Source organism: Paenibacillus sp. FSL L8-0663 (assembly GCF_038008125.1).
GTDB classification, from domain to species: domain Bacteria; phylum Bacillota; class Bacilli; order Paenibacillales; family Paenibacillaceae; genus Paenibacillus; species Paenibacillus polymyxa_D.
The window spans coordinates 756782-781656 of the sequence record NZ_JBBOYM010000001.1; the positions used below are offsets into that span (position 1 = coordinate 756782).

General features: G+C 46.2%; 24 protein-coding genes. 18 read left to right on the forward strand and 6 right to left on the reverse strand.

The window, feature by feature from the left end; genetic code table 11:
- Positions 1-45: 45 nt before the first annotated feature.
- From MKY75_RS03315 to pdxR, 3 genes are all read right to left on the reverse strand, one after another.
- Entirely contained in the window at positions 46-1674 is a 1629-nt protein-coding gene (locus tag MKY75_RS03315) for a GMC family oxidoreductase (RefSeq protein WP_340884314.1), read from the reverse strand.
- A gap of 114 nt (positions 1675-1788) precedes the next feature.
- Positions 1789-2217 (reverse strand): DUF1259 domain-containing protein, encoded by a 429-nt coding sequence (locus MKY75_RS03320; protein WP_039270545.1) that lies wholly within the window; start codon positions 2215-2217, stop codon positions 1789-1791.
- Positions 2218-2339: 122 nt separating this feature from the next.
- On the reverse strand, positions 2340-3878 hold the full coding sequence (gene pdxR / locus MKY75_RS03325) for a MocR-like pyridoxine biosynthesis transcription factor PdxR (RefSeq protein WP_069010954.1): 1539 nt from the start codon (positions 3876-3878) through the stop codon (positions 2340-2342).
- Between the two features lie 115 nt (positions 3879-3993).
- On the opposite strand from pdxR, the gene MKY75_RS03330 reads away from it, so the two are divergent.
- The 8 genes from MKY75_RS03330 to MKY75_RS03365 all read left to right on the forward strand — a co-directional run bounded on the left by MKY75_RS03330 (position 3994) and on the right by MKY75_RS03365 (position 10591).
- Positions 3994-4605 (forward strand): pyridoxamine 5'-phosphate oxidase family protein, encoded by a 612-nt coding sequence (locus tag MKY75_RS03330; protein WP_069010955.1) that lies wholly within the window; start codon positions 3994-3996, stop codon positions 4603-4605.
- A 200-nt stretch (positions 4606-4805) separates the two neighbouring features.
- Positions 4806-5390: a TetR/AcrR family transcriptional regulator gene (locus MKY75_RS03335; RefSeq protein ID WP_069010956.1), complete on the forward strand. Its 585-nt coding sequence runs from the start codon at positions 4806-4808 to the stop codon at positions 5388-5390.
- A 114-nt stretch (positions 5391-5504) separates the two neighbouring features.
- Positions 5505-5606, forward strand: coding sequence for a hypothetical protein (locus tag MKY75_RS03340; RefSeq protein WP_014599460.1), 102 nt, complete (start codon positions 5505-5507; stop codon positions 5604-5606).
- Positions 5607-5956: 350 nt separating this feature from the next.
- The gene (locus MKY75_RS03345) at positions 5957-6412 is read left to right on the forward strand and encodes a MerR family transcriptional regulator (RefSeq protein WP_069010957.1); all 456 of its coding nucleotides are present in this window, start codon (positions 5957-5959) and stop codon (positions 6410-6412) included.
- A 40-nt stretch (positions 6413-6452) separates the two neighbouring features.
- Complete coding sequence (locus tag MKY75_RS03350; protein ID WP_340884317.1) at positions 6453-7664, forward strand: MFS transporter; 1212 nt, start codon at positions 6453-6455, stop codon at positions 7662-7664.
- Positions 7665-7691: 27 nt separating this feature from the next.
- Positions 7692-8120 carry a universal stress protein gene (locus MKY75_RS03355; protein WP_069010959.1) on the forward strand — a complete coding sequence of 143 codons (429 nt, stop codon included), beginning with the start codon at positions 7692-7694 and terminating at the stop codon, positions 8118-8120.
- A gap of 42 nt (positions 8121-8162) precedes the next feature.
- Positions 8163-9581 (forward strand): aldehyde dehydrogenase family protein, encoded by a 1419-nt coding sequence (locus MKY75_RS03360; RefSeq protein ID WP_340884319.1) that lies wholly within the window; start codon positions 8163-8165, stop codon positions 9579-9581.
- A 554-nt stretch (positions 9582-10135) separates the two neighbouring features.
- Positions 10136-10591: a DinB family protein gene (locus tag MKY75_RS03365; RefSeq protein WP_029515829.1), complete on the forward strand. Its 456-nt coding sequence runs from the start codon at positions 10136-10138 to the stop codon at positions 10589-10591.
- Positions 10592-11174: 583 nt separating this feature from the next.
- Here MKY75_RS03365 and MKY75_RS03370 read toward each other — a convergent pair.
- Positions 11175-11639 (reverse strand): AbrB/MazE/SpoVT family DNA-binding domain-containing protein, encoded by a 465-nt coding sequence (locus MKY75_RS03370; protein ID WP_340884321.1) that lies wholly within the window; start codon positions 11637-11639, stop codon positions 11175-11177.
- A gap of 572 nt (positions 11640-12211) precedes the next feature.
- On the opposite strand from MKY75_RS03370, the gene MKY75_RS03375 reads away from it, so the two are divergent.
- Positions 12212-12583, forward strand: a complete 372-nt coding sequence (locus MKY75_RS03375) for a MerR family transcriptional regulator (protein ID WP_029515827.1) — start codon at positions 12212-12214, stop codon at positions 12581-12583.
- Positions 12584-12848: 265 nt separating this feature from the next.
- Entirely contained in the window at positions 12849-13613 is a 765-nt protein-coding gene (locus MKY75_RS03380) for a MerR family transcriptional regulator (protein ID WP_165148360.1), read from the forward strand.
- A 96-nt stretch (positions 13614-13709) separates the two neighbouring features.
- Here the strand turns inward: MKY75_RS03380 and MKY75_RS03385 are convergent, their stop codons facing one another.
- Positions 13710-14186, reverse strand: a complete 477-nt coding sequence (locus tag MKY75_RS03385) for a hypothetical protein (RefSeq protein ID WP_029515825.1) — start codon at positions 14184-14186, stop codon at positions 13710-13712.
- A gap of 90 nt (positions 14187-14276) precedes the next feature.
- Positions 14277-14756, reverse strand: a complete 480-nt coding sequence (locus MKY75_RS03390) for a GAF domain-containing protein (protein ID WP_029515824.1) — start codon at positions 14754-14756, stop codon at positions 14277-14279.
- Positions 14757-15029: 273 nt separating this feature from the next.
- Here MKY75_RS03390 and MKY75_RS03395 point away from each other — a divergent pair, with 273 nt between their 5' ends.
- The 8 genes from MKY75_RS03395 (at position 15030) to MKY75_RS03430 (ending at position 24761) form a co-directional block, all read left to right on the forward strand.
- Positions 15030-15335 (forward strand): hypothetical protein, encoded by a 306-nt coding sequence (locus tag MKY75_RS03395; RefSeq protein ID WP_029515823.1) that lies wholly within the window; start codon positions 15030-15032, stop codon positions 15333-15335.
- 222 nt (positions 15336-15557) lie between these two features.
- Positions 15558-16154, forward strand: coding sequence for a GNAT family N-acetyltransferase (locus tag MKY75_RS03400; RefSeq protein ID WP_069012144.1), 597 nt, complete (start codon positions 15558-15560; stop codon positions 16152-16154).
- Positions 16138-16896, forward strand: a complete 759-nt coding sequence (locus MKY75_RS03405; RefSeq protein ID WP_318627587.1) for an energy-coupling factor transporter transmembrane component T family protein — start codon at positions 16138-16140, stop codon at positions 16894-16896. The genes MKY75_RS03400 and MKY75_RS03405 overlap by 17 nt, the downstream gene beginning before the upstream one ends.
- A 156-nt stretch (positions 16897-17052) precedes the next feature.
- Complete coding sequence (locus MKY75_RS03410) at positions 17053-17640, forward strand: ECF transporter S component (RefSeq protein WP_220026966.1); 588 nt, start codon at positions 17053-17055, stop codon at positions 17638-17640.
- 60 nt (positions 17641-17700) lie between these two features.
- The gene (locus MKY75_RS03415; RefSeq protein WP_318627684.1) at positions 17701-19260 is read left to right on the forward strand and encodes an ABC transporter ATP-binding protein; all 1560 of its coding nucleotides are present in this window, start codon (positions 17701-17703) and stop codon (positions 19258-19260) included.
- Positions 19261-19432: 172 nt separating this feature from the next.
- Positions 19433-20947, forward strand: a complete 1515-nt coding sequence (locus MKY75_RS03420) for an MDR family MFS transporter (protein WP_029515817.1) — start codon at positions 19433-19435, stop codon at positions 20945-20947.
- Between the two features lie 610 nt (positions 20948-21557).
- Positions 21558-23057 (forward strand): glycoside hydrolase family 68 protein, encoded by a 1500-nt coding sequence (locus MKY75_RS03425; protein WP_029515816.1) that lies wholly within the window; start codon positions 21558-21560, stop codon positions 23055-23057.
- Between the two features lie 111 nt (positions 23058-23168).
- Entirely contained in the window at positions 23169-24761 is a 1593-nt protein-coding gene (locus tag MKY75_RS03430) for a glycoside hydrolase family 32 protein (RefSeq protein WP_029515815.1), read from the forward strand.
- Positions 24762-24875: the final 114 nt, after the last annotated feature.

Consider the following 24875-nt stretch of genomic DNA (forward strand, 5'->3'; position numbering starts at 1 on the left):
GGATATATTCGAGTCATCCGCCGCAAATGACGAACGAGTCTCAGGCTACTCTTCATATTCTTCATATCGTTGCCGTCTTAACTTTCGAGCGCGTATATTTTTATCCAGCAGCTTTAATTGTCGTGCTATGGTATATCCTATCAGGTATGCAGCAGCGGATGTGTTACCATCGACCGTGAAGGGGATGATGGAAGCATCGGCAACGATTAAATTTTTGACTCCATGCACGTTACCTCTACGATCCACGACGCCTCCTTTATTTAAGGGGGCCATGCGAAGAGAGCCTTGCTGGTGATGATTATGGCCAAAATTTTGCTTGATAAACTCCTCCAGGTTAGAGTCGTTGTCAATAACGTCAAGCGTAGGAGAAACGAGCTGATATGATGGATCAATGGCCGTCAGCTCTGCCGCTATGTTTTTGACATAATTTTTATATATGTTTTTCACCGCTTCCATGTCCTCGGGATTCGAGAGAAAGCCTTCATCTGCAAGCACGATTTTCAGAGGGTCGTTGTTTTGCAGTTTGATCGATCCCCGGCTTGCAGGGCGTAAGTAAATCAAACCTAAGGTAAGCATGCCTTCCGAACCTATACCTAGCATTTGAACCGCCCGACGATGGTCCTCCGTTCCATTGGGATCAGGCAAGAAGGCTCCACCCGTATATAGAGCACTTGGATCATTAGAAGGCAGTGCGCGATCCTTGGGATTGGTTGAGAAGGAGGCAAAGTTCAGAGTATGGTTACGCAGGCGTTTGCCTACATTGGGATTATTAAATACTACATGAATCCCTTTGTCTTTAAGCGATTTTTCAGGTCCGATTCCGGATAGCATTAATAACTGGGCGCTGTTAATGCCTGCTGAGACGATAACCTTCTTCCGCGCATAAGCTCGTGTACATATTCCTTCACGGAGGAATTCCACTCCTACAGCGCGCTTGTTAGTAAAAAGAACGCGCAAAGTTGTTGATTTAAAGAAAACCCTCAACTTCCGGCCGTTTACGCCCTGTCCGGAAGAAGTCATGATGCCTGGCGAGAGAAAAGCGGTTGAAGAGCTTTCCCTGTGTCCATTTGGTTTTTGGAACAACTGCCATCGGGTAAAGGGACCAAGGGGAGTTTTAGGATCGTTATAATCGAGGATTTCCGAAAAACCTGTAGCACGTTCAATGGCCAAGGTTAGTTTCTGCGCCATAGAAGTAGGGTTAACAGGGGCTTGCCTAATATCAATCCGTCCGCTAAATCCGTGAACCCTCGGGTTATTCGTTGCTCCGTTATAGTTCTCTAGTTTTTTGAATCGGCGAATAGCTCTCCTAGGTGACCATAACGGGCCTAAAAGTTTTTCCCATTCTCTAAACACAGCCGAAGTAGGTCGTACATACTGCTCGCCGTTAATTGAAGAACCACCGCCTAGCAGCCGTCCTGTGGTCCATTCGAATGACCGATCGTCTACTCCATTTTGTGGAATGCCTTCCCCTTGCCAAAAGTATTCGGGGAAAAATTGTTCCTCCAGCTCCAGGGCAAAGGTAGAGTCCCTTATTGGTTTGTCTTTATCGTTATTTTCCCCTGCTTCCAGCCCAAGAACCGATGTTTGCTTATCATCCGTAAGGGTTTTCGCTATTACAGCACCTGCAGGACCTGTTCCTACGACAATATAATCAAAGATTAATTTGTTTTTCATAAAGCTCTCCTTTTAGATAAATGGGCTAATGTAGAATATTAATCTGTTTTGTCCTATGTTCCGCCCATAACAAAAAAAGACCCGCCAAAGCGGATCTTTGCATTTATTGATAGCTTACTTTTTCTTAATAACCGGCCGTACAGGCTTCGTTGTCAAGACATTAAGCGCGTCACGCACTTCTGTGGCGAAAACAAGCGGTTTTTCTACTTTTTCGAAGTGGATGTACCAGAGATTGGGGTTATCAAATAGCCAGTGATTGTGCAGTGCCGTCACTTTGATATCATGTTTACGAAGTCGAGAAATAAACGGATTAATTTCTGCGGTCAAAATCACGGTTTCACCAAGACATAAACCTTTTCCGTTACGGCCAATACTTTCGAAAGAAAAAGCTTGGGGTATGGCAAGAAAGGATCTGGCCCTTTTCCCTAAAATGATCGGCTTGATGTTATTTCTGACTGTAGATGCAGTACAAACTCCGTTGATGATTTGAGGTGTTGCTTTTAATATAGCTGCAAACTGTCTACAAAGCGGACTAATTGCCATTTCTCTCACTCCAATTCTTTTAAGTTACTAGCATCATATGAAAAAGTAAGGGAATGGAAAGGGCAATTCTTCTTTATCGTTAGTCTAATTTGCTATATACAAAGCGCGAATGGAGTACCTTTTTAAAGCCTCAGCTTTGCTCCGTGATACTCATGTTTGATACTGTCCCATGCCTGGCGCAGACGGTTAAACCCTTCAATAATTTGTTGCTCCGATAGATGGGCAAAGATAAAGCAAGCTGATGGAGGTCCCGGTGTCAGTTGGTAATCAGCGGCATCACGCCATGTGACTCCGTAAAATCGTGCTGTCTGCATCAAATGATGATACTGGGCAGAATCATGCTTCCAGATGGCATAGGCATGTAGTCCGCAATTGTTCTGATGCCAGTGAAACAGTTCATTCAACTGCTGTATTTCCCGCTGGAACACGTCGTAGCGAGACCTGTATATGCGAGTCATCCGACGCACATGGCGAACGTAGTCGCCGCGCATCATAAAACGTGCCAGTGCGCGCTGTTCCAAGCGGGCAGGCGGCAGGGGATCGTATAGTCGTTTGGCAGCTGTCAGCGCTTGGGCTAATTCAACGGGCAGGATTGCAAACCCGAGCCGAAGGCTGCTGAACATGCTTTTGGAAAAGGAACCGACATAGATGACACATTCTGCGCAATCCAGTGCTTTTAACGGTTCAATGGGTCGTCCTGCCCAGCGGAATTCACTGTCATAATCGTCCTCAATGATCCACGCTCCCTTGGATGCTGCCCATTGCAAAATATGTTGACGTCGTGTTAATGGCAAAACTGCCCCGGTTGGAAACTGTCGTCCAGGTGTAACAAACAGCAATTTGGAATCCCAATCCTGTGGGACAATTCCGTGTTGATCCATTTCGGCAGCGAGTATCTGTCCGCCTGAGGCAGTAACTGCACGGTAGATGCCGGAATAACAAGGATTCTCCAATACAATTCGATCTTGTTCATGAATAAGCAACTGACTTAATAACGTGATTACTTCCATGGAACCACTGCATAATACGACTTGATCCGGGCTGGCCGTAATTCCGCGTGTTCTGCCAACATGATGGCAAATCGCTTCACGTAGCCATTCATCACCGCTCACTGGCGCAGTAGTTTCGTCAGCCGAGGGCTTTTGCAGATCTTTTCCAGCGGCAGTCAGTGCGCTTTTCCATGCGATCTGTGAATTGCCCTCCAATACAACTTCTCCTGCCTGAAAAGAAATCAAAGGCTGTTGTGCACGGTCTCTATCTGTAGCAGAAACAGGAGACGACTGTAAGTTTCGTTCCCTTTCGATCTGCATGATTCGTTGTCCCCATGCTGACAGCGTAGGGGATTTTTGCTTGGAAACGGGTGGATTCTGATTCTGCAGGCCGATTTGAGATGGGTTTGGTAGCACCGCTGTCTGTTGCATAACAAAGGTTCCTCTGCCTACTGCCGAGTCTACATATCCTTCTGCCAGCAGCATATCGTATGCTTCTTTAACACTCCCTCGCGAAATTCCATACATCACAGCCAGATCACGAGTGGAAGGCAGACGCGTACCACTCGCAAGGGAACCATTGAGGATTCCCTCACGAAGAGCATGATACAATGCCAAGTATTTTAGATGATATTTTTGAAGCGCGCGCTGATATGCAATCGTAATATCCATACTCTTCTCCTTCGATTGGGCCACTCACTTTCGTTCATATTGGGTCTTTTTATGAATCCATTTTCAACATAATCTGAAATGTATCATTGGTCAATAGATGGAGGGAGAGTTCTCTATGAGAAGGAAAGAATTTGCGGTGGCAGAACTAGAGGAAATAGAGCAGTTTCTAAGCGAGGTCAGTTTCGGATTTTTAGGCATGAACAGCGAGGATGGTTTTCCGCGTGTGGTTCCCTTGAATTTCGCTTATGGAAATGGCGTTTTTTATATTCATGGCAGCCGTGCTGGAGAAAAGATGGAACAGATGAAAGAGGATAATCGGGTTACTTTTTCAGCCGCCAAAGAATATGCGCTCATTCCATCTTATTTTACGGATGAACATATGGCATGTCCGGCGACTTCATTTTTTAAAAGCATTACCGTTCGTGGTCATGCGGAGCATGTAGTGGATTTGGAAGAAAAAGCATCGGCCTTTTCCATTTTTATGAGTAAGCTGCAACCGGAAGGCGGGTATGACACGATTGATGCTAGCGATTCTCGGTATGCCTCACGTTTGAAAGGGGTCGCTCTGATCAAAATTGTACCGGAGGATTGGACCGCCAAGTTTAAATTCGGTCAAAATGTCAAAGATCAGGAACGTCAGCAAATTATCGACGGCTTGCAACAACGGGGGCTGGATGATGATCTGACGACGATTGAGATGATGCGCAAATATTGTCCTCATCACTGAGCGTAATAAATTCCTGCTCGCTCACCGTCAGATTGGTTAATTATACCTTGTAGGGAGATGCCCTTGATTTTCCAAAACTTTCAGTCCTTCTGTATTAGGACTTTTGAAGGACAGGTATATATCATCCTCAAGCCCGTTGTTCTTACTGCAAAGGAACTTTATAATACGATAGATTTGTGGCGTAAGGGGGCAAGACCGTGATGGGAGCAGGAGTCAGAAGTCGGGAGAGTCGACGGTTGTTACTGGAAGCAGGGGCTGAAGAGTTCGCTCAGACGGGGTTTTATCAGACAAAGGTAAGTTCGATCGCGGCACGCGCAGGATTGACGCAGCCGGATTTTTATATTCATTTTGAAAGCAAGGAACAGATGTATGATGAGCTTGTGGAGAGCTTTCGTACTTTGGTGAATGAAACGGTTCAAAGCATGAAGATAGGTCCGGATCAAAGCGAAGCTGAAATTTTGCAACGGGGACAAGTGTTTCTGGAGGCTATTTTTCGCGTGTTGTCTAACAATCCGGCGATCACCCGTGTCGGATTTTACCAGGCGGCAGACTCGGTGCGCATTAAGGCAGAAATGGCCGAGCATATCAAAAAGCATCTGCTGGCTGCGCAACGATGGGGCTCGTGCCGTGAGGAACTGGACCCTGAACTGATAGCAGAATGCGTGATCGGCTTGATTGAACGGCTGACGTTAACGAAATTGTTGCCTGGACGTGAAAGTCCGTCTGTACTTGCCAAGCAGGCACGAAACCTCCTCTATCACGGCATGCTCGGGTCCGAAGAATAACAGGACTATACAATACCAAACCTAGATTTGGGCGGCAGGCGCGGCATTTGTCCCTATCATGAATGATGGCATAAGCATAAGATGCTCTTGTAAACCATGAAGGGAGGAATCACCATGTCTGGAGTAGGCGCTGGTTATGGAGCTTTTACATCTACAGGAGCGATTCTGGTACTTTTCATTCTGCTCGTTATTATTTCCAAAGCATTCGTCATCTAATTCGTAGCTCATGAATCTGATTTCGGGCGATTTGTTGTAATCGACAGAGGGAGGAGGAACTTAAGATGGGTGAAGTAGAAAGAGGTTGCGGTGGTGGCGGCTACAACATGTTTACTTCCACTGGTGTTATTCTGGTACTCTTCATTTTGCTGGTTATCATCACACGTACCATTTTCATCTAAAGCTATATTCATGGGCTTGAGCGCCGATGCTTCGGGTCTATGACCGTGCTAGTCAAAACAGGAACCGTCTCCAATAGAGGCGGTTTCTTTTTATATCAAAGTTTACGTTGACGTTAACGTTATATAGGCGTAGTATTTATATATAATCTTTTTCATAAGGTGGGTGTCATGGTTACGTATAAAATTGATGAGGTCGCCAAGCAAAGTGGTCTGACGAAGCGAACTATTCGTTATTATGAGGAGATCGGATTATTGCCCTCCCCGCAACGCAGTGAAGGAAATATGCGCCTGTATACGCAGGAGGATGTGGATTTACTAAAAAAAATAGTGAGTGCCAAGGAAGTACTTGGATTCTCCTTGCAAGAGCTTCAGCGTTACATGTCCGCAGCGGAAATGCTCAAGGGTCAGCGGGAGGAATATCGCGAGCGAACGGAGCATTTGCAACCGAACGAGCGACGGGCCATGTTGGAGGATATGGAAGGTACACTGAACGAACAGTTGGAATTAATGGAGGGAAAAATCAACAGCATCCGTTTGCTCCAGACTGAGTTGGAGGAGTTGCGGGTCAGGGTTCGTGAACGCAAAACCCTTTTGGATGAGGAACTTGATCACAACCCATCATAACAAGAACATTTACATTCAGATGTGGAGGTAACATCATAATATGAGTTCACAACATGCATTACCTGAAGAGCTAAAAGAACGCTCAGGCTTGCTGTCTCAACCTAAAGCGGTATGGGCGGTCGCCTTTGCTTGTGTTATTTCATTTATGGGCCTGGGATTGGTCGATCCGATTCTTCCGGCCATTGCCGATCAGCTTCATGCTACGAAAAGCCAAGTGTCATTGCTGTTCACCAGCTATAACCTGGTAACAGGCGTTGCGATGCTGATTACGGGCGTCGTATCTAGTCGATTGGGTGTCAAATGGACGTTACTAACCGGGATTTTGTTTATTATTGTGTTTGCTGGACTTGGCGGCACGGCCAATACAGTTGGCGGAATTGTGGGCTACCGGGCAGGCTGGGGCTTGGGGAACGCTTTGTTTATCGCAACAGCGTTATCTGCGATTGTAGGTCTGTCTACTTCTGGAACAGCTAAAGCAATTATTTTGTATGAAGCGGCCTTGGGCCTCGGGATTTCAGTGGGTCCACTGCTGGGCGGTGAGTTAGGCTCCATTTCCTGGCGTGGTCCGTTTTTCGGTGTAGCCGGACTAATGGTCGTGGGATTTTTGTTCATTACGTTTATGCTGCCTTCGATTCCAAAGCCCAAAAAACGCGGTTCCATTGCCGATCCGTTCAAAGCGCTTAGTTATCCAGCTTTACTCACGCTCGGTATTGTAGCGTTGTTATATAACTTTGGATTTTTTACGTTGATGGCGTATTCTCCATATGTAATGCATCTGGACGAGCATGGTTTGGGTTATGTATTTTTTGGCTGGGGAATTATGCTAGCCTTTACCTCGGTGTTTGTAGCACCAAAGATTCAAGCACGCTTGAGCGTGGTATCTTCCATTAGTATCATGCTGACGCTATTTGCCATTGATTTAGGTGTTATGGCGATTGGGACGTTAGCTGGCTCGCCAACGACTGTCATTGTCGCCGTCATTGTAGCTGGTATTTTTCTGGGGATTAACAATACATTGATTACAACTGCTGTTATGCAGGCTGCTCCAGTGGAGCGCTCGACAGCATCTGCGGCCTACAGCTTCATGCGTTTTTTGGGTGGGGCCATTTCGCCGTGGCTTGCAGGGAAGCTGTCAGAGTGGTACTCAGCAGAAACCCCGTTTTATTTTGGAGCATTGATGGTACTGATTGGTGTAGCTGTGCTGATCGTACGTCGTCGACATATGCAGGATATTCAGGTGGATGCACACTAATATCGAACTTCTGAGGAGGAAAAGAGTATGAATGAATACAAACATATTCTGGTCGCGATTGATGGTTCGGAACACGCGATGAAGGCGTTGGAGACAGCCAAAACGTTGTCTAAACAGCTTCAGGGGAATCCGCATCTGACTGTATTGCATGTAAACCCAGCTCTATCCATGAATGAGCCCCCGATTGGGGTGGATGTGGATGAACGGATCGAAGAGGAGGGGCGTCATATCTTAGAACCTGCATCCGACTATTTAAAGAACGCGGACATCCCTTGCCGTATGCTAGCGGGTCATGGTAATCCAGCGAGTATCATTTGTGAAATTGCAGATCAGGAAAAGGTGGATCTGATCATTATGGGAACACGGGGAAAAGGACTTGTTTCTGAAATGATACTGGGCAGCGTGAGCCATCATGTGATTCAGCATGCACCTTGTCCGGTGCTGACGGTAAAATAGATGGTAAAAGAGACGTTAATATAGAGAAAAGGAGGAAAAAGCATGCAGCAGCATTTATTTATTGGAGGAGAATGGAAGGTAGCTTCAACGTACACGACGTTGAAATCACCGTATTCCGGGGAAATCATTGCTGAGGTGGCAGAGGCCACGCCAGAAGATGTCAAGGCTGCTATTCAGGCGGCCTCTGATGCACGCTCGGAGATGCGGGCCATGCCTGCGCACCAGCGGTCAGCCATTTTGGAGAAGCTGGCTGACCTGCTGGAAGAGCGGCGTGAGGATGCAGCGCGCATCATTGCACGCGAAGCGTCAAAACCATGGAAAGCTGCGCTGGCGGAGGTTGACCGGACGGTGCAAACCTACAAGTTCGCAGCTGAAGAAGCCAAACGGATTCACGGGGAAACCATTCCGCTGGATGCCGCACCGGGCGGCGAGGGCCGTATGGCCTACACGCTCAAAGAACCTGTCGGAGTAGTAGGAGCTATTACACCATTTAACTTTCCGATGAATCTGGTCGCTCATAAAGTGGGTCCCGCGCTGGCAGCAGGCAATACAGTCGTATTAAAGCCTGCGGAGCAGACGCCGTTGTCGGCTTACCTAATCGCAGAGCTGCTAGAGCATGCTGGATTGCCTGCGGGCGCTCTTAACGTGATCAGCGGCGATGGTAAAACCAATGGCGACGTACTTGTCACTGATCCGCGCGTCAGCTATATCACTTTTACCGGTAGCCCGGCGGTCGGTACAGAAATTCGCTCCAAGGCTGGCTTGAAACGGGTCACGCTGGAGCTGGGTTCCAACGCGGCCGTTATTATCGACCGTGATACGGATGTGGAAGCGGTCATCGACCGTTGTGTGAGTGGAGCCTTTGCCAATCAAGGGCAGGTGTGCATATCAGTTCAACGTATTTACGTTGTCGATGAACTGTATGATACCTTTGTATTCCGATTTATAGAAGCAACTCAACGTTTAAAAATGGGAGATCCGCTAGAGCCGGACACGGATGTATCCGCGCTTATTTCAGCCAAGGATGTCGAACGTGTCCGTGAGTGGCTGGAAGAAGCCGTTCAAGCAGGTGCGAGAATCGCTCTGGGTGGCCAAGTCAAGGGAGGTATTTTGGAGCCGACGGTTTTGCTTAATGTGGACCCGACTTCCAAGGTATCCTGTCGTGAAGTGTTTGCCCCGCTTGTGCTGATTCATTCTGTTAGCTCTATAGATGAAGCCGTAAACCATGTGAATGATTCGATCTATGGCCTGCAGGCGGGAATTTACACACGTAATATCACGACTGCGCTGGATGCAGCAGACAAGCTTGAGGTTGGCGGCGTGGTGATCAATGACATTCCAAGCTTCCGTGTCGACCATATGCCGTATGGTGGTGTGAAGCAAAGTGGCACCGGACGCGAAGGCGTAAAGTATGCCATGGAAGAAATGCTGGAAACAAAGCTGATCGTTATTAAACGGTAGTAGTTATATAAAAGCCTATCTGATGGACATAGATAATACGTTTTGCGTATGTCTGTTCATTAGATAGGCTTTTTTGGCACCTTCTACGTGATTATCAGATGAAAATAAAGTGTTTTCTTAGTGCTAGATTAAGATAAGGCTCTTTTAAATCACTACTGCTACCCGCGTATGTTCTTTAATTAATATTTAAAAATGGAATATAATGAAGGATGGTCGTAGCCCCAAAAAGACAATAACAAAATAGACCTAGCCAAATGATTTTTTAAAAAAGGCAGTGCCTGAGAAGGGTTATGAAATTAAAGTATCAAAGATCTTTCAAGGCTAAACGTAAAATGAGGATGGTGCAGCAACCAGAGTAGGCTTAATCTCCCATGAGTTCTTCCCAAAAGGGAGCGACAAGCCACTAAACCCTTTGAAATTGCACGTTTCTCCTTGGAAGTTTACAGCAACAAGGAATTCACCCCAAAAAAGGTTGTTTTAGTTCATTCAAATGATTAAACTAACGGTTAACAGTAGGTTCAAGTAATCGATGAGATGAAGAGGGGGAAACCGAAATGAAGACGATCAAGTGCATGATGGACCACCTGTACTGGGCGGACGGACGCATCTTGGACGCGCTCGAGGAGAGTGAGACGAAGAACAAGGACCTTCTGAAGCTGGTTCGGCACGTCGCGGTCGCGGAACGAGTCTGGCTGTCCCGATTGCAGGGCAAGGGCAGCGCGCAATATTCGTTGTGGGAGGAAGCTGAAGACCTGTCGGCGATCCGGACGATGTTCGAAGAAAACGCCGAACAATATCGTGTCTATATCGAAGGGCTCGAGGAATCCGAGTTGGATGAGATGATCGACTATGCGAACCAGAGCGGGGTTCCGTTCCGAACGTCCGTCCGGGACAGCCTGTTGCAGGTCCTCTTACATGGACAATATCACCGGGGACAGATCAACCGGGCACTTCGGATCGAATCGGCAGAGCCTGCCCAAGTCGATTACATCACGTTCGCGAGGCTCTGAAAAGTTCCGCAATGAGAAGGAATGGAAACTTTCCAGGGCGGCTGGTTGATCTGTTCCTTCTTTGACTACCGTTTCTGAGGTTGTTGGTACTGTTTCATTGGTAGATGTATCTGTTGTTTCCTGCTTTCCACAACCAGCAAACACACTTACACTTACGGAAAGTATAAGAATAGAAAAAATTTGAGCAGGTTTGTTCATATTAGGTTCACACATCCTTTCTCTATCTATAAAACGAATACTATTTTTTTATGAGGGGAAGATGTAATGAAATGACGAAAAACTGACGAAAAGAAAAAGTATAGGATGTTTTACTACAGAAAAATGAATAAATAAATGAAATGACCTTCTCTAATTAAAGAAGGCCATTTTTTAATTCAGGAACCAATATTAAATGTAGCACTGCCTTTTGCTATAGGCGTTCTCGCTTGTAAGTCATTCAGTGGGTCTTTATACCTGGTTTGGAATTTTCGCATGGACGTTTTTGCATTTTGTCGGTTAGCTATGATGCTGCGTATCACGGTTCAAAAGTAGCTGTACATGATGAAATCACTGGTGTATATCTATGTAGGGTATCAAGCTGTGGTTATAGCATTTTTTTGAGCTGGGATATACGGGCTTGGGAAACCTCAAGTATTTTGGCATATTCGTGCTGTGCTGCATTGGGGTGTTTTTGCATTAATTCTTTTAGACTTTCGATCATCTGTTGTGTCGATCGCCGCAGACGTTTGGACTCTTTATTAGATCGTTGTGAGTTGGATAAAGCTGATTTGGCTGGTCTTAGGACTGGGCTGAAATTTACCCCCTTCTTTAAACTCTCAATACATTCCACGCAAATAAAGCTGTCTCTAAAATAAGTTAATTGTTCTGTTGAACCACACATTTTACACGTCACCCCAGTATATTTTCGAAAGGCGAGAATACCGGTTTCCTCATCTGCAAAAATCTCAACAGGATCACCCACATTATAATCCATGGAAATTCGCATTTCTTTGGGAATAACGATACGGCCTAACGCATCTAGGGGACGTGTCATACCTGTACTTTTCAAATGATAACCTCCTTTTTTATATCCTTATAATACTAAATAGTTATGATAAAAAAGAATAGGCTTAGAGAAGCAATCGCATATATTTAGTAAACTGTTGAAAAGTATACAAGTAATTACCAATATGTGTTTATTTATTGAGGGGTGTGTGAGGGTAATTATAAAGAATTACCGATATATATTCATAAATAATATTCTAGTTGGCAATAAAATTTTTAGTAATACGGGATAAGGAGCAAGCTGTGGAGGCAATCGATTCCCATGCTGTATGAGGTGGCGTTTGGTGTGTAGAATTGGATGCAATATAAGGCGGTGCGGGTATGAACTCGATTAGCACGTGAAGGTCTTCAGACCGACCAGATTGTGGACGATATTATCAGCCATGTTGACGATTTTGGTTATGAGGCACAAATGCCCACGTTCTATTTTCTGTCCGGACTGACGGGCAATAAGAAGGTTGCCTCGCTGCTGTAAGGTAGTAGGAATCTTAATTTTGCACTCTTTACTATGAAAACTTATACTTATCGTTAAAGCTGACTTGAAGAGAAAATTTAAGAATGAGGAGGGGAATAACCATGTACTCCATTAAAGAAGTTCAAATCAAGAGCGGATTACCCGCATCTACCCTTCGTTATTATGAAAAAGAAGGTATATTACCTGATGTCGGTCGGGATGAAGGGGGAAGAAGGGTATATACCGAAAAACAAATCGATTGGATCAGGTTCCTTATGGCCATGAAAGATACAGGGATGACCATTGAAGAAATTAAGGCATACCTTGAGCTAAATGTAAAAGGAGAAGCCACAATCCAAGAGAGAAGAGATTTCCTTGTAGCCCACAAAAAGAAGGTGGAAGAACATGTGGCACAAACGCAGCACAATTTGGAGAAAATTATTCAAAAGATAGCTTTTTATGATCGTGTGGTTATGGGAAAAAGCCTCTCTTAGGTATCGTTTGATCTGTAAATAGTGGTTAAGTCAAATCGAATATATGGAGCCCCCGGCATATTTGAAAATGCTCGTTGGTGGGCTTTTTTTTGCATAGTTATCTAAAGATGCCGATTGTAGGTCGCAAGTATGAAAAATGGTTGGTAAATGAGCGGTTCACAATGCGCTTATAGGGTAAAAGTGTAGTACCAAGGTGGGCAAGTGGGGGCGTTGACTCTCACGCCACGTGAGACTGTAGACTGTCAAGCAAGGGAGGTGAAGCGGAATGGCTTATACGGTGAAGGAAGTATCTAATCTGTCGGGAATCAGCGTACGAACCTTGCATTATTATGATGAAATAGGATTGCTGAAACCGCATCATATTGGAAATAATGGATATCGCTATTACGAACAGGAACAACTGTTGAGGCTTCAACAAATCATGGTATATAGGGAACTGGATTTGCCTTTATCTGAAATTGGAAATATGCTGGAGCAAACCAAGGAACAAAAGGCCGAGGTTTTGCAAGAGCATCGAGCCAAGGTCGAGGCCAAAGTCTTCCGCTTGCATACTCTCCTACAAACCATCGACGAAACGGTGGCTCATTTGAAAGGGGAACAAGCAATGAAACCAGAGCAAATGTACCAAGGGTTTAACCCGGAAAAGCAGGAAATGTATGAACATGATTTGACAGACCGTTATGGTCAAGAGGCTCAGAAAACAATTCAGGAGAGCAAGACGGCGACGGAGAACTGGAGCAAAGAGGATTATTTGGATTCACAGGCAGAGGCTGACCAGATTCATCGACGGCTGGCTGAAGCCATGAATAAAGGATTGAAGCATAACAGTGAAGAAGTACAGGCGCTGATCCGCCGTCATCTTCAATGGGTAAGCCGATTTTATACTCCTACCGCAGAAATTTATAGCGGGCTGGGAGACTTGTATGTCGAGCATGAGGATTTCAATAAAATGTATGAAGGCTATCGCCCCGGGCTGGCTGAGTATTTGCGAGACGGAATGAAGGTGCTGGCCGAACGGGAATTAAACTAGCAACAGCTGATGAAAGGGCTTAAATGATATGAAAAAGAGGTGAACAACAAGCCGATTTGACGGCCTGCTGTTCACCCTTTTTTTGTGTAAAACAGCTTACATGCTGCTTGGTACTGTTCTCATGCCTTGCTGACTGCTGTTTCCGAACTGCTGCATGTTACCACTGCCTGCAAAATGCTGTCCGGTCGACCCCATATGCTGCGGAAAGCTGTGATTCATATGGCTTCCTGCACTAAAGGTGGATGGTTGCATACTACGGGAAGCATAGTTATCGCCAAATCCAGGCTGAGTCATTTGGCTGCTCGAGCGGATAGTGTTTTCCAGCTGACTACACAGTTGAATAACTTGTTGGTATTGTTGCATAGCTTTTTGGTGGTCCTGGATTGCGGTTTGGATCATTTGAGCTGCATTACGTTCACGTTGCATCAGGTTTTCAAGGCTGGATGCATTTTGTTGCTCTTGTTGCAGCAACTGCTGATACATGGCGGTTCCTTGCTGTGTTTGTTGTGCCAATTGCTGAATAATTTGTTCACATTGATGAAGTTGTTGTTGTGGAGCCATGTTGTTGAACATTGATCATCAATCTCCTTCGCCGGATAGTTTTGGGTTTCAGACCCTCCTATATTGTGGCGAAGGAAGACGATATATATGCGCTATTTTTGGTTATAGGCTGGCTAACAGAATAGCCGTAAATTCCTCTAGGAATACACGATCTTCGTGATCAAAACGACCTTTAAGTGGGCTGTCAATGTCCAGCACTCCTATCAGCTCCCCATTCTTGACAAGGGGAATAACGATTTCACTATTGGAAGCAGCGTCACAGGCAATATGTCCTGGAAACGCATGTACATCATCTATAACAAGCGTTCGTTGTTCTGCTGCTGCGGTACCGCATACGCCACGTCCCAACGGAATCCGTATACATGCAGGTAAGCCCTGGAAAGGACCAAGTACAAGCTCAGTGCCATCATAAAGATAGAAACCGCTCCAGTTAATATTTGGAAGGAAGTGACCGAGTAATGCTGAAGCATTTGCCAGATTAGCAATGGTATTGGATTCATCATGAATCAGTGCCCGGAGTTGCCCGAGAACGGATTCGAATTGTTCATGACGTGTGCCTTCGTAAGGTATAGTTTGAAACATGTAGAGTTCACGCTCCTAACATTAAATTTTCACATGAAGTGCTGTATAAATCGCCAAAAATAGGTAATTATGCAATTCGCTTTTACCATTGGTTAATTAATTTAAGATATAACGATTGTGTATATTCAGTCAAGTGGAAAACTATACGTTTTAGCGGGGCAAACAATATCGAAAGTAAATTCAGCAAGGGTTGCCCTCATCTGTTTCCAGCTTATCCTCTATGGGTAAAAACAGTGTAACATGGTTGGCCTAGGCCAGGGAGGAGTTACAATTATGCATGCAGATGTTCAGAACTTGTTTATCCGTATACAGATGCTTTCTTATGCACATCAGAACGATCTCACGATAAGAGATATTCAACCTGTGTTGGAAGAGCGCGGTTACCGTGTAGGAGAACGTGAGGTCAAGCAGGAGCTTGAAAACCTGACGCAGGAAAACTTTCTGACACCGCATGATGATATGTACAGCATTACCGGTGCAGGGATCGATGAATTACAGGAAATTCAGTCGATGCTGGACGTACTGTACAAGGATGTTGTGAAGAAAGCGACACGCACCACTACCCGTGTCTCTTCTTAAAAGGCTTAGATGCTCAATACTTTTGATTCGGAAGACAAGCTCTCAAACGGTTTAATCTCTTATAAAATAGAAGATGCCCTTCTAATTCCTAATCCTAGGAACAGAAGGGCATCTTCTATATATAAGCTTCTCAGCTTTAAATAAGGTTGTGTTTGTTGAAGGTGTGTGCTTAAATGTAGCGTATATTTATTGTCATTTTAAATGCTGGAAGGATGATTGAACATGTGTGCATATGCATGTAAGGGGCATATACCACCGCAGGAAAGTTCGCGTCTTCGGCTGCGAAGGATGGAAAGCGGGGATGCGGCTACGATGTTCGCTTGCTGGTCTGACCCGGAGGTTCACCGTTATATGAACCTTTCTGGTATGTCAGGACGTGAGGACGCAGAGGATATGATTGAGCTGTTGAATGAGCTGGCGAAGACGGAGGATGCGCTGCGCTGGGGAATAGAGCTGAAGGAGAACGGGAAGTTGATTGGAAGCTGTGGTTTTAATTATTGGCAGACAGAGGGAGCTTATAAAGCTGAGATTGGTTATGAGATAGCCAAGCCTTATTGGCGACAGGGTTACATGACCGAGGCGCTACGCTTGGTGCTGTCATTCGGGTATAACACGATTCGGTTGAATCGGATCGAAGCGCTGGTGGACCCGCGCAATACAGGCTCGCAAGCTCTGCTGTCCTCGATGGGCTGGACACAGGAAGGACTGTTGCGGCAGGTACAGCATACATCTACAGGCTTTAAGGATATGCTGATGTATTCTTTACTGCATGAAGAATGGCTCAGACTGGAGGCACAACGAAATGCTGTTTCAGTATAACGGCGGTTCATCACCACTGCACAGACTAGGGCCGTTAAGTAAGCTAATATGGGTGGGATGCTTTAGCCTCCTGTCGATGGTTTGGGATTCGACGCTGCGGGAAGCAGTTCTCTTGGCTGTACTGATTGCTGTGGCTGGCTTGGGCGCACGTTTGACCTTAGCACGCCAGCTTCGGGCTATGTCATTCCTGATTGGGTTAGGCATCCCATATTTTATACTGTCTATCCTAGCGATTCGAGAAGGACATCCCGTGGCTTCATGGGGACCCATTGTCATTACAGCAGAGGGACTGGATATCGCAGGGGCGTTAACGTTGCGGATTTTTGTGTTGTTTTTGGCATCTTATATCTATCTCTCGACGACCGATCCCCGAGATTTTGTGCAGGCATTGAATCTGCGCTTGCGTGTTCCTTATCGGTTTGCGTTCGGTATTTCAGTGGCACTGACGTTTCTCCCCTTATTGGAAGAAGAAGGGCGAACAATTATGGCAGCACGGCGTGTTCGTGGACAGGAACCACCACGGGGGTGGGGCAATCGGTTATCATGGTGGAGCGGGTATGCGGCTGCCGTGTTGGTGAATGCTGTAAGACGGGTTCAGCAGACGGCGCTGGCTATGGAGGGTAAAGGTTTCGGCGCTTATGCAGAACGGACCTATCTTCGCACACTGAAGAATGGGCGTTTAGGCAACTTATGTGCTGTGACTGCTGTAGTAGCTACGGCTGTTTTAGGGTGGAGCTTATAAAGTGAAGCCTCTTATTTTTGTTCTTATTGTCAACCTTTTAAATATAATTAGGTTGACAATAAGGCTGCAGATGAATACATTTATACAGTAGCAGCTTGTATAAGGATCAGAGCTGCAATCTTATAGATTAGATAGGGAGAGGAGTCAAGAATACATATGAAGGAATCTCGTATGTTTGCAAAGTTTACAACGCTGGATATCGTACTCATGGCGATGCTGGCCACGTTGAACGGCGTCATGACCGTGTATTTGTCGATCATTAACAAAACATTAAACAGTCTGGGAGGGCCTATCGCAACTTCCGCTATTGTCGGTCTGTACATGATATACGGTTTGTTGGCCTATTATATTATTCGTAAGCCGGGTACGGCGGTTATTGCTTATGCATTTGGTGCGGTAGTGCAGTCTTTTATGGGCTCTGCCTATGGAATTGCTTCTATTATTGCGGCGGCTGTCTGCTATATGATTGCGGCTGAGTTGGTATTTGCCTTGTTGCGGTATCGGCGCTGGAACGCAGTTTCGCTGATGCTAGTGGGTGGGGCTATGGTTCCGCTGTGGTTTATTGTGGCAGCCAATATGTTTGGCTATATGCATTGGGGGTGGAAGGTGCTGACGATTGCACTGGTCGTTCGTATCCTGAGCGGCATTGTCCTGTGTGGTCTGCTGACGAAAGTGCTGGGCGATGCCTTAAATCGTACGGGACTGTTAAAACGGTTTGAACTAGGACGCGCTTCACGTGCATAGCCGTGGGTGGCTATGCATGTGGTTATATCTTCAACAATGGGGATCGAGGATATTTCAGTTATGAATGAACATAGCGATTATAATTTGAACAGTAAAATAGCCGTATCCTTGAAGAATTTTGGCTATCGGTATGATGATCAGGTGGAGCCAGCGTTACATGGCCTGACACTGGACATTGCGGTGGGCGAGCATGTAGCCATTGTCGGAGCCAGCGGAAGTGGAAAGTCTACGCTATGCCAGCTGCTTCATGGCGGGTTATCCCGTTCTGGCGAGGGCGAACGAACGGGTGAGTTGACCGTGTACGGGATGGACCCCGATACCGCTGATCTGGCTACTGTCGCCACCACTGTCGGCGTCGTGCTTCAGGACCCGGATGCCCAGCTGGTGCAGGGAATCGTCGAAGACGAGATTGCTTTTGGACCGGAGAACCTGCGCGTGCCTCCGGCAGAAATAGCGCAGCGCATTGCCGCTGCGCTGGAGGCCGTCGGCCTAGCTCCCGAGCGCGACTCCTTCGTGCGGCGCCTCTCGGGAGGCCAGCGCCAACGCACCGCGATTGCTGCGGTACTGGCGTTGGAAGCGCCGCTGGTCGTGTTCGACGACGCAGCTGCGCAGTTAGACCCGCCGGCTGTCTGCGACTTCGTCCTGTTATGTCGGCGGCTCCATGCCGAAGGCCGGACGGTAGTTACCGCGTCCGGCCGCATAGACGATGGCGCACGGGCAGCGCAGCGCATCATCGTCCTGAAGGGCGGGACCGTGCAGCTGCAGGGTCCGCCCGAAACGCTGCTGCGCGAACATGGTGCGCAGCTGGCCGCCTTGGGGCTGCTCCCCTCTTCCGCAGAGAGGGGAGACGTGCCGTGTGAGCCGGGCGCGAAGCCCGGGTCAGCGGCGGACCGCGCTGGACAGCCGTTGCTGGAGGTGAAGGGATTGCCCTTCACCTACCCCGGCAGCCAGCGCCCGGCGCTCAAGGGCGTGAGTCTTGCCCTTGCGCCTGGCGAACGAGCCGTGCTGTTGGGCGAGAACGGCTCAGGTAAAACCACGCTCGGCAAGCTGCTCATGGGCCTACTCCCCGCACCGAAGGGGTGCATGTGGTGGGAGGGGCAGGATATGGCGAAGCTGCCCATTCACCAGCTGGCTACCGAAATCGGCTATGTGTTCCAGCAGCCAGAGCATCAGTTTGCAGCTGCAACGGTGTGGGAAGAGTGCTTGTACAGCGTTCGCGCCAAGCTTGGTTTACGGACCCGGGAGCCAGTTCCCGCCGCATATGTGGAACGGGCGCATCACTTGCTGGCTGCCGCCAGGCTGGAGCACAGACTGGATGCCTCCCCGTATCTGCTAAGTGGAGGCGAAAAAAGGCTCTTGAGCGTTGCAGCACAGTTTATCTTGCCCAAAAAGCTCTACATTCTGGATGAGCCTACCGCAGGAACGGATTACGAAGGGGCGAATATTCTGCTCCGTATGTGCACAGAGCAGTCTACCGAAGGCGCGGCATTCCTGATCATCACCCACGATATACAGGTAGCTGAACGCTTTGCCAGCCATGTTCTTCGTATGGAAGAGGGGTATCTCTATAAAACGGAAAATAGCTGGAATGATCATACGATTACAGTTGACAAAAATTAAGGATATGTAGACAATAATATATATACATCGTACAAAACAGGCGGCCTATATAGGCCGCCTGTTTACGATTATACAGTGCGGGTAATCATCCATCTGAGAGGGAAAACTGCACAGATACAACACAGTTTTTATAAGGAAAGGATTTGTGATTTGCTTGGGAGACGATAAACCTATGAAGCGCGGACTCGTGCTGACAGGTGTTCTATTGGCCACTTTTTTGGCCGCAATTGAAGGAACGGTTATCGGTCCAGCGGGACCGACGATTGTTAGTGAACTGGGCAGCGTGAATTTGCTCAGCTGGATTTTTACGGCATATTTACTGACGATGGCTGTGACCACACCTATTTTCGGAAAGCTTAGCGATTTGTTTGGACGAAAACCCATTTTTTTAATCGGTTGTTCGTTGTTTGTACTTGGCTCTTTACTTTGTATGATAGCTGGTACTATGGAGCAGCTTATTATCTACCGGGCCATTCAGGGGATTGGTGCGGGTGGTGTCATTCCCGTTACCTTTACCATCATCGGTGATATATACAAAATGGAGGAACGTGGCAAAGTCCAAGGCATGATCAGCTCAGTATGGGGAATTTCTTCCCTGATCGGGCCACTCTTGGGCGGTTATGTGGTCACCTATTTTGGTTGGGAGTGGATTTTCGGCTTTAACGTTCCCTTTGGATTGCTGGCTATGTTCTTCATCGCCCGTTACTTGCATGAACAGGTAAGCAAGCGTACCGCACGTATCGACGTACCCGGAGCGGTTACCTTTACCATCGGGATGACGGCTCTCTTGCTCGTATTGGCACTGGGCGGACAGTATATCGGTTGGGCTTCTCCTGAATTGCTGGCCTTGGCTGCCGTAGCCATTTTGTTCCTGATTCTGTTTTTGGTTATCGAAAAACGCGCTCAGGAACCGATGGTGCCACTAAAGTTATTTCGGATACGGGATATCGCTTTTTCCTGTGCCGCAGCCCTGTTAGTCAGCACCCTGCTGATCGGATTGACTAGCTATCTTCCACTATGGATTCAAGGTGTATACGGTGGGGATGCCGCTTCATCTGGTCTCGCATTGGCTCCAATGTCCATAGGCTGGCTATTTGGCTCTATGATCGGAGGACGCATTTTGCTGACGCTGGGCTCGCGTCGAACCTCATTGATTGGACTGACCCTGATTGTATTGGGAGCCTTCGTCATGACCTTGATGGGCCAAACGGCTCCAATCTGGCTGCTCTTCCTGTCTACATTGTTGTATGGACTGGGATTCGGTTTCTCGATAACTGTGTTTACGATTATTGCCCAGTCCTCGGTCGGGTTCCAGTTGCGTGGCGCGTCTACAGCTTTGAATACATTCCTGCGCACGTTGGGGCAAACGATCGGGGTTGCTGCCTTCGGTTCATGGCTGAATTATCGCATTGCTGCCCAGACAGCAGAAGGACAGCTTACACAGCAAGGGGTTACGCAGGAGGATATTAACGGTCTGCTTGCACCTCATGCTTCACAGAGTCTAAGTGACAAGGTTGCCGGATTGCTTCGTTCTGTACTGGAAAACAGTCTGCATTCCCTGTTCGTTATCATGGTCGTTATTGCAGTGATTAGCTGGTTTGTCGTGCTCGGACTGCGGAACCGTCCGCCGGGTACGGAAGAAGAGGCAGATCAGCGCGTAAAGACACCACAAAGAGAACACGCATAAAAAATAATATAAATCTTTCATTATAAAAGAGATAGCCCGGACCTTTGAATAAAAGTCCGGGCTATCTCTTTATTCAAAGGTCTCTCCTCCTAATGATTCAACAAAAAAACACCTCGCTTAGGACCAATAAATTTCCCAGCATACAAAAAGGAAATAAAAATCCCCTTGAGACTGCGATATATTCATATGGTATAGGTAATAAAATAGTAAAAAAGTCTTAAGAAATTGTAACAAAAAATTTGTTTCTGGATGGAGCTGTAGGGTACTAAGGAACTATTTTTTTGAACCCGCTTACAAATTGGGCTTTGTATGATTTATTTTAGAATGATTTTGCATGTGAATGAAGCAACCAAGCTAGCAATATGAAACACGGAAAAAAATCAAGCAGCAAATTTTTCTGAATGTAATAAGAATGAAAAAAAAGGGATTTTCAGAAAATTACTAGGAAAATATGAGGATGAAATTCATAGAGTAACCTGTTTTCTTATCTCACATAATAGGGCTTTTCAGTCTATATCAATCGTTTGACATACCATATAAAATGGCCCTACCAACCAAAAAGTTGGTTTTCAAATCTAGAAGCATAATTAGATTAAGGGAGATGGAGTACTTGAAGTTTAACAAATGGTTCAGTAAAGCAGCCACTGCAACAGTAGCAACTACCTTGCTGTTAGGAGGCGGCGTTCAGGCTTTTGCCGAGGAAAATGATGCATCTGATCTCAAAACAGACAATGCATTTACGCAAATTACGCGTAATGACATGCTGAATATTTTCAAACAGCAAGGCAAAGAGAAATATGAGGTTCCGTCCTTCGATGCGTCTACAATTAAGAATATTCCTTCTGCTATTGGTCGCGACAGCTCAGGCAAGCTGACTGATTTTGATGTCTGGGACTCTTGGCCGTTACAAAATGCCGATGGCACAGTAGCCAATTACAAAGGGTATAATATCGTTTTTGGATTGGCAGGCGATCCTAAAAGAGCAGAGGATACATTTATATATCTGTTCTATCAAAAAGCGGGTAATACCTCGCTGAGCGGCTGGAAAAATGCCGGAAGAGTATTTAAAGACAATGATAAATTACTTGCCAACGATCCGATTCTAAAAAATCAGTCAGAAGAATGGTCCGGTTCTGCTACGTTAACCTCTGATGGACAAGTACGTTTATTTTATACCAGCAGACAGCCCTTTGAGCCAAGTAACCAACTATACGGCAAACAAACCTTGAGCACGGCTCAAATTAATGTCTCTCAGCCTGATGACAAGACACTGAAAGTAGATGGAGTCGAGGATTTGAAATCGATCTATGACGGTGGAGATGGGAAAACCTATCAAAATGTACAGCAAAGCGTCGGAATAGATATGGACAACCATACGTTTAGAGACCCTCACTATGTCGAGGATCAAGGCCACAAATATATTATATTTGAAGCCAACACAGGAACAGAAACCGGCTACCAAGGCGAAGATTCGCTTCAAAACCCAGCTTATTATGGCGGCAATAAGAAATTCTTCACGGAAGAGCAACAAAATTTGTTGCAAAGTCCCAAGAAAAAGGGAGCTGAGCTGGCTAACGGCGCACTGGGCATCGTTGAATTGAATGATGATTATACGTTGAAAAATGTAATGCCTCCTTTGATTGCTTCCAATTTGGTAACAGATGAAATTGAACGGGCAAATGTGTTCAAAATGAACGGTTTGTGGTATTTATTTACGAGTACGAGAGGTTCCAAGGTGACTGTAGATGCGATCGGTGACGATGATATTTACATGCTGGGTTATGTTTCTACTTCCTTGACAGGGCCTTATAAACCCTTGAATGGAACCGGTCTCGTTCTTCATCAGGATCTGGATCGTGATGATATTACCTGGACGTATGCCCATTTTGCTATCCCGCAAGGCAAAGGCAATAACGTAGTCGTTTCGAGTTATATGACCAATCGCGGGCTTTTCCCGGATCACAAATCTACTTTCGCACCAAGCTTCCTGCTGAATATTAAAGGCTCGAAAACCTCTGTTGTGAAAAACGGTATTTTGGAGCAAGGGCAAATCACGATTGATCCAACGAATGACAAAAAAGAATCTCCAAATGAGTATGGAAAGAAATAAGTAGGTATATGTAATGCAGTATGTCCGAAGGCGGTAGATTGGTAGCAACCCGATCTGTCGTCCATCGGGCGGTACATAACGATGCAATGAGAGGTAAGGAGGATCGTCATAATGAAAAAAAAAACTCCCAAGAGCATTTGGATACGATCCGTTGTAATCATCACAGGCTTAACTATATTCATAGCTATGGGTTGGAGTATGTACCAACAGGATACAGCCGAACCCCCAAAATCTGCTGCAACTCCAAAAAGTCAAGCTAAACAAAGTAAGCATACAACACCGACCTATCGGTCAGCCTATCATTTTACCGTTCCGGATAAGTGGAAGAATGACCCCCAACGGCCCATTTATTTCGATGGAAAATATCATTATTACTATTTATACAATCGTGACTATCCCAAAAAGAACGGTACAGAATGGCGACATGCCACATCAACCGACCTGGTTCATTGGAAAGATGAAGGGGTGGCGATTCCCAAATATACGAACCGGAATGGAGATCCTTGGTCCGGTTCGGTCGTGATCGATGATAAGAATACCGCAGGTTTTGGAAAAGGGACGCTGGTAGCCATTGTGACACAGCCCTCCGCAGATGGCGGAAAGCAGGAACAATTTTTGTGGTACAGTAAGGATAACGGCAAGACGTTTACTTCTTACCGCAACAAGCCTGTGATGTCCAATCCCGGTACAAAGGACTTCAGAGATCCCAAAATCATCCGGGATACTGGGCGTAATCAATGGATGATGGTCATGGCAGAGGGAACGAAGATTGGCTTTTATAAGTCTAAAAATTTAAAGGATTGGCAGTTTACGAGTGGCTTTCAAACGGAAAATATCGGGCTTGTGGAATGTCCTGACCTTTACCAGATGCGTGCAGATGATGGAACCTATCAATGGGTTTTGGGCGCGAGCGCCAATAGCAAACCAACAGGCGGACCCAACACGTATGCCTACTGGACGGGAGATTTTAATGGAGAAGCATTTCTCCCTGATCACAGTGAACCTGAGTGGCTGGATTATGGGTTTGACTGGTATGGTGCAGTTACGTTCGAGGAAGGAAAAGACAAAGATAAATACAGTCACCGTTATGCTCTGGCCTGGATGAATAATTGGGATTATGCCAATAACACGCCTACCCTAAAGGAAGGCTTTAATGGAATGGATTCGATTGTTCGTCAAATTCGGTTGAAGCATACAGCAGATGCTGGGTATCGCTTGGTTTCACAGCCAGTAAAAACTTTGGAACGATTCCAAACTTCTACGAAATCATTTGGACAGATCAAAGTAGACGGTGTTTACTCGCTTCCGGTAGCAGGCGATACCTATCAGTTAGAGGCGGATGTATCTTGGTCAACGATCAAAAATGCGGGACTGAGGCTTCGAGAGTCAGCAGATGGCAAGCGCCATGTGGATGTCGGTGTTTCGGTGGATGGGCAATACTCCTACGTAAATAGAGCCAATACCGGACATCCGGATCAGAGTGGGAAATATGTAGAGAGCAAGGCGCCTTTTGATGCTAATAAGAAAAAGGTCCACCTAAACATTCTCGTCGATAAAACCAGCATTGAAGTGTTTGTAGATGATGGAGAAGTAGCTTATTCCTCCTTAATATTTCCACGATTAGAGGATCAGAAAATTACTCTTTTTTCCGATGGCGGTCCGGCTATGTTTAACAATGTAGTGGTCAAACATTTTAGTCGATAGCAGATACTTATGCTGCTCGTAAGCTTGGGCATATTTCGCTCTATTCAGGTATATAAAAAGTCCACCCATGAATATAAGGGTGGACTTTTCTAGTATAAATCTAATCTACGTTTA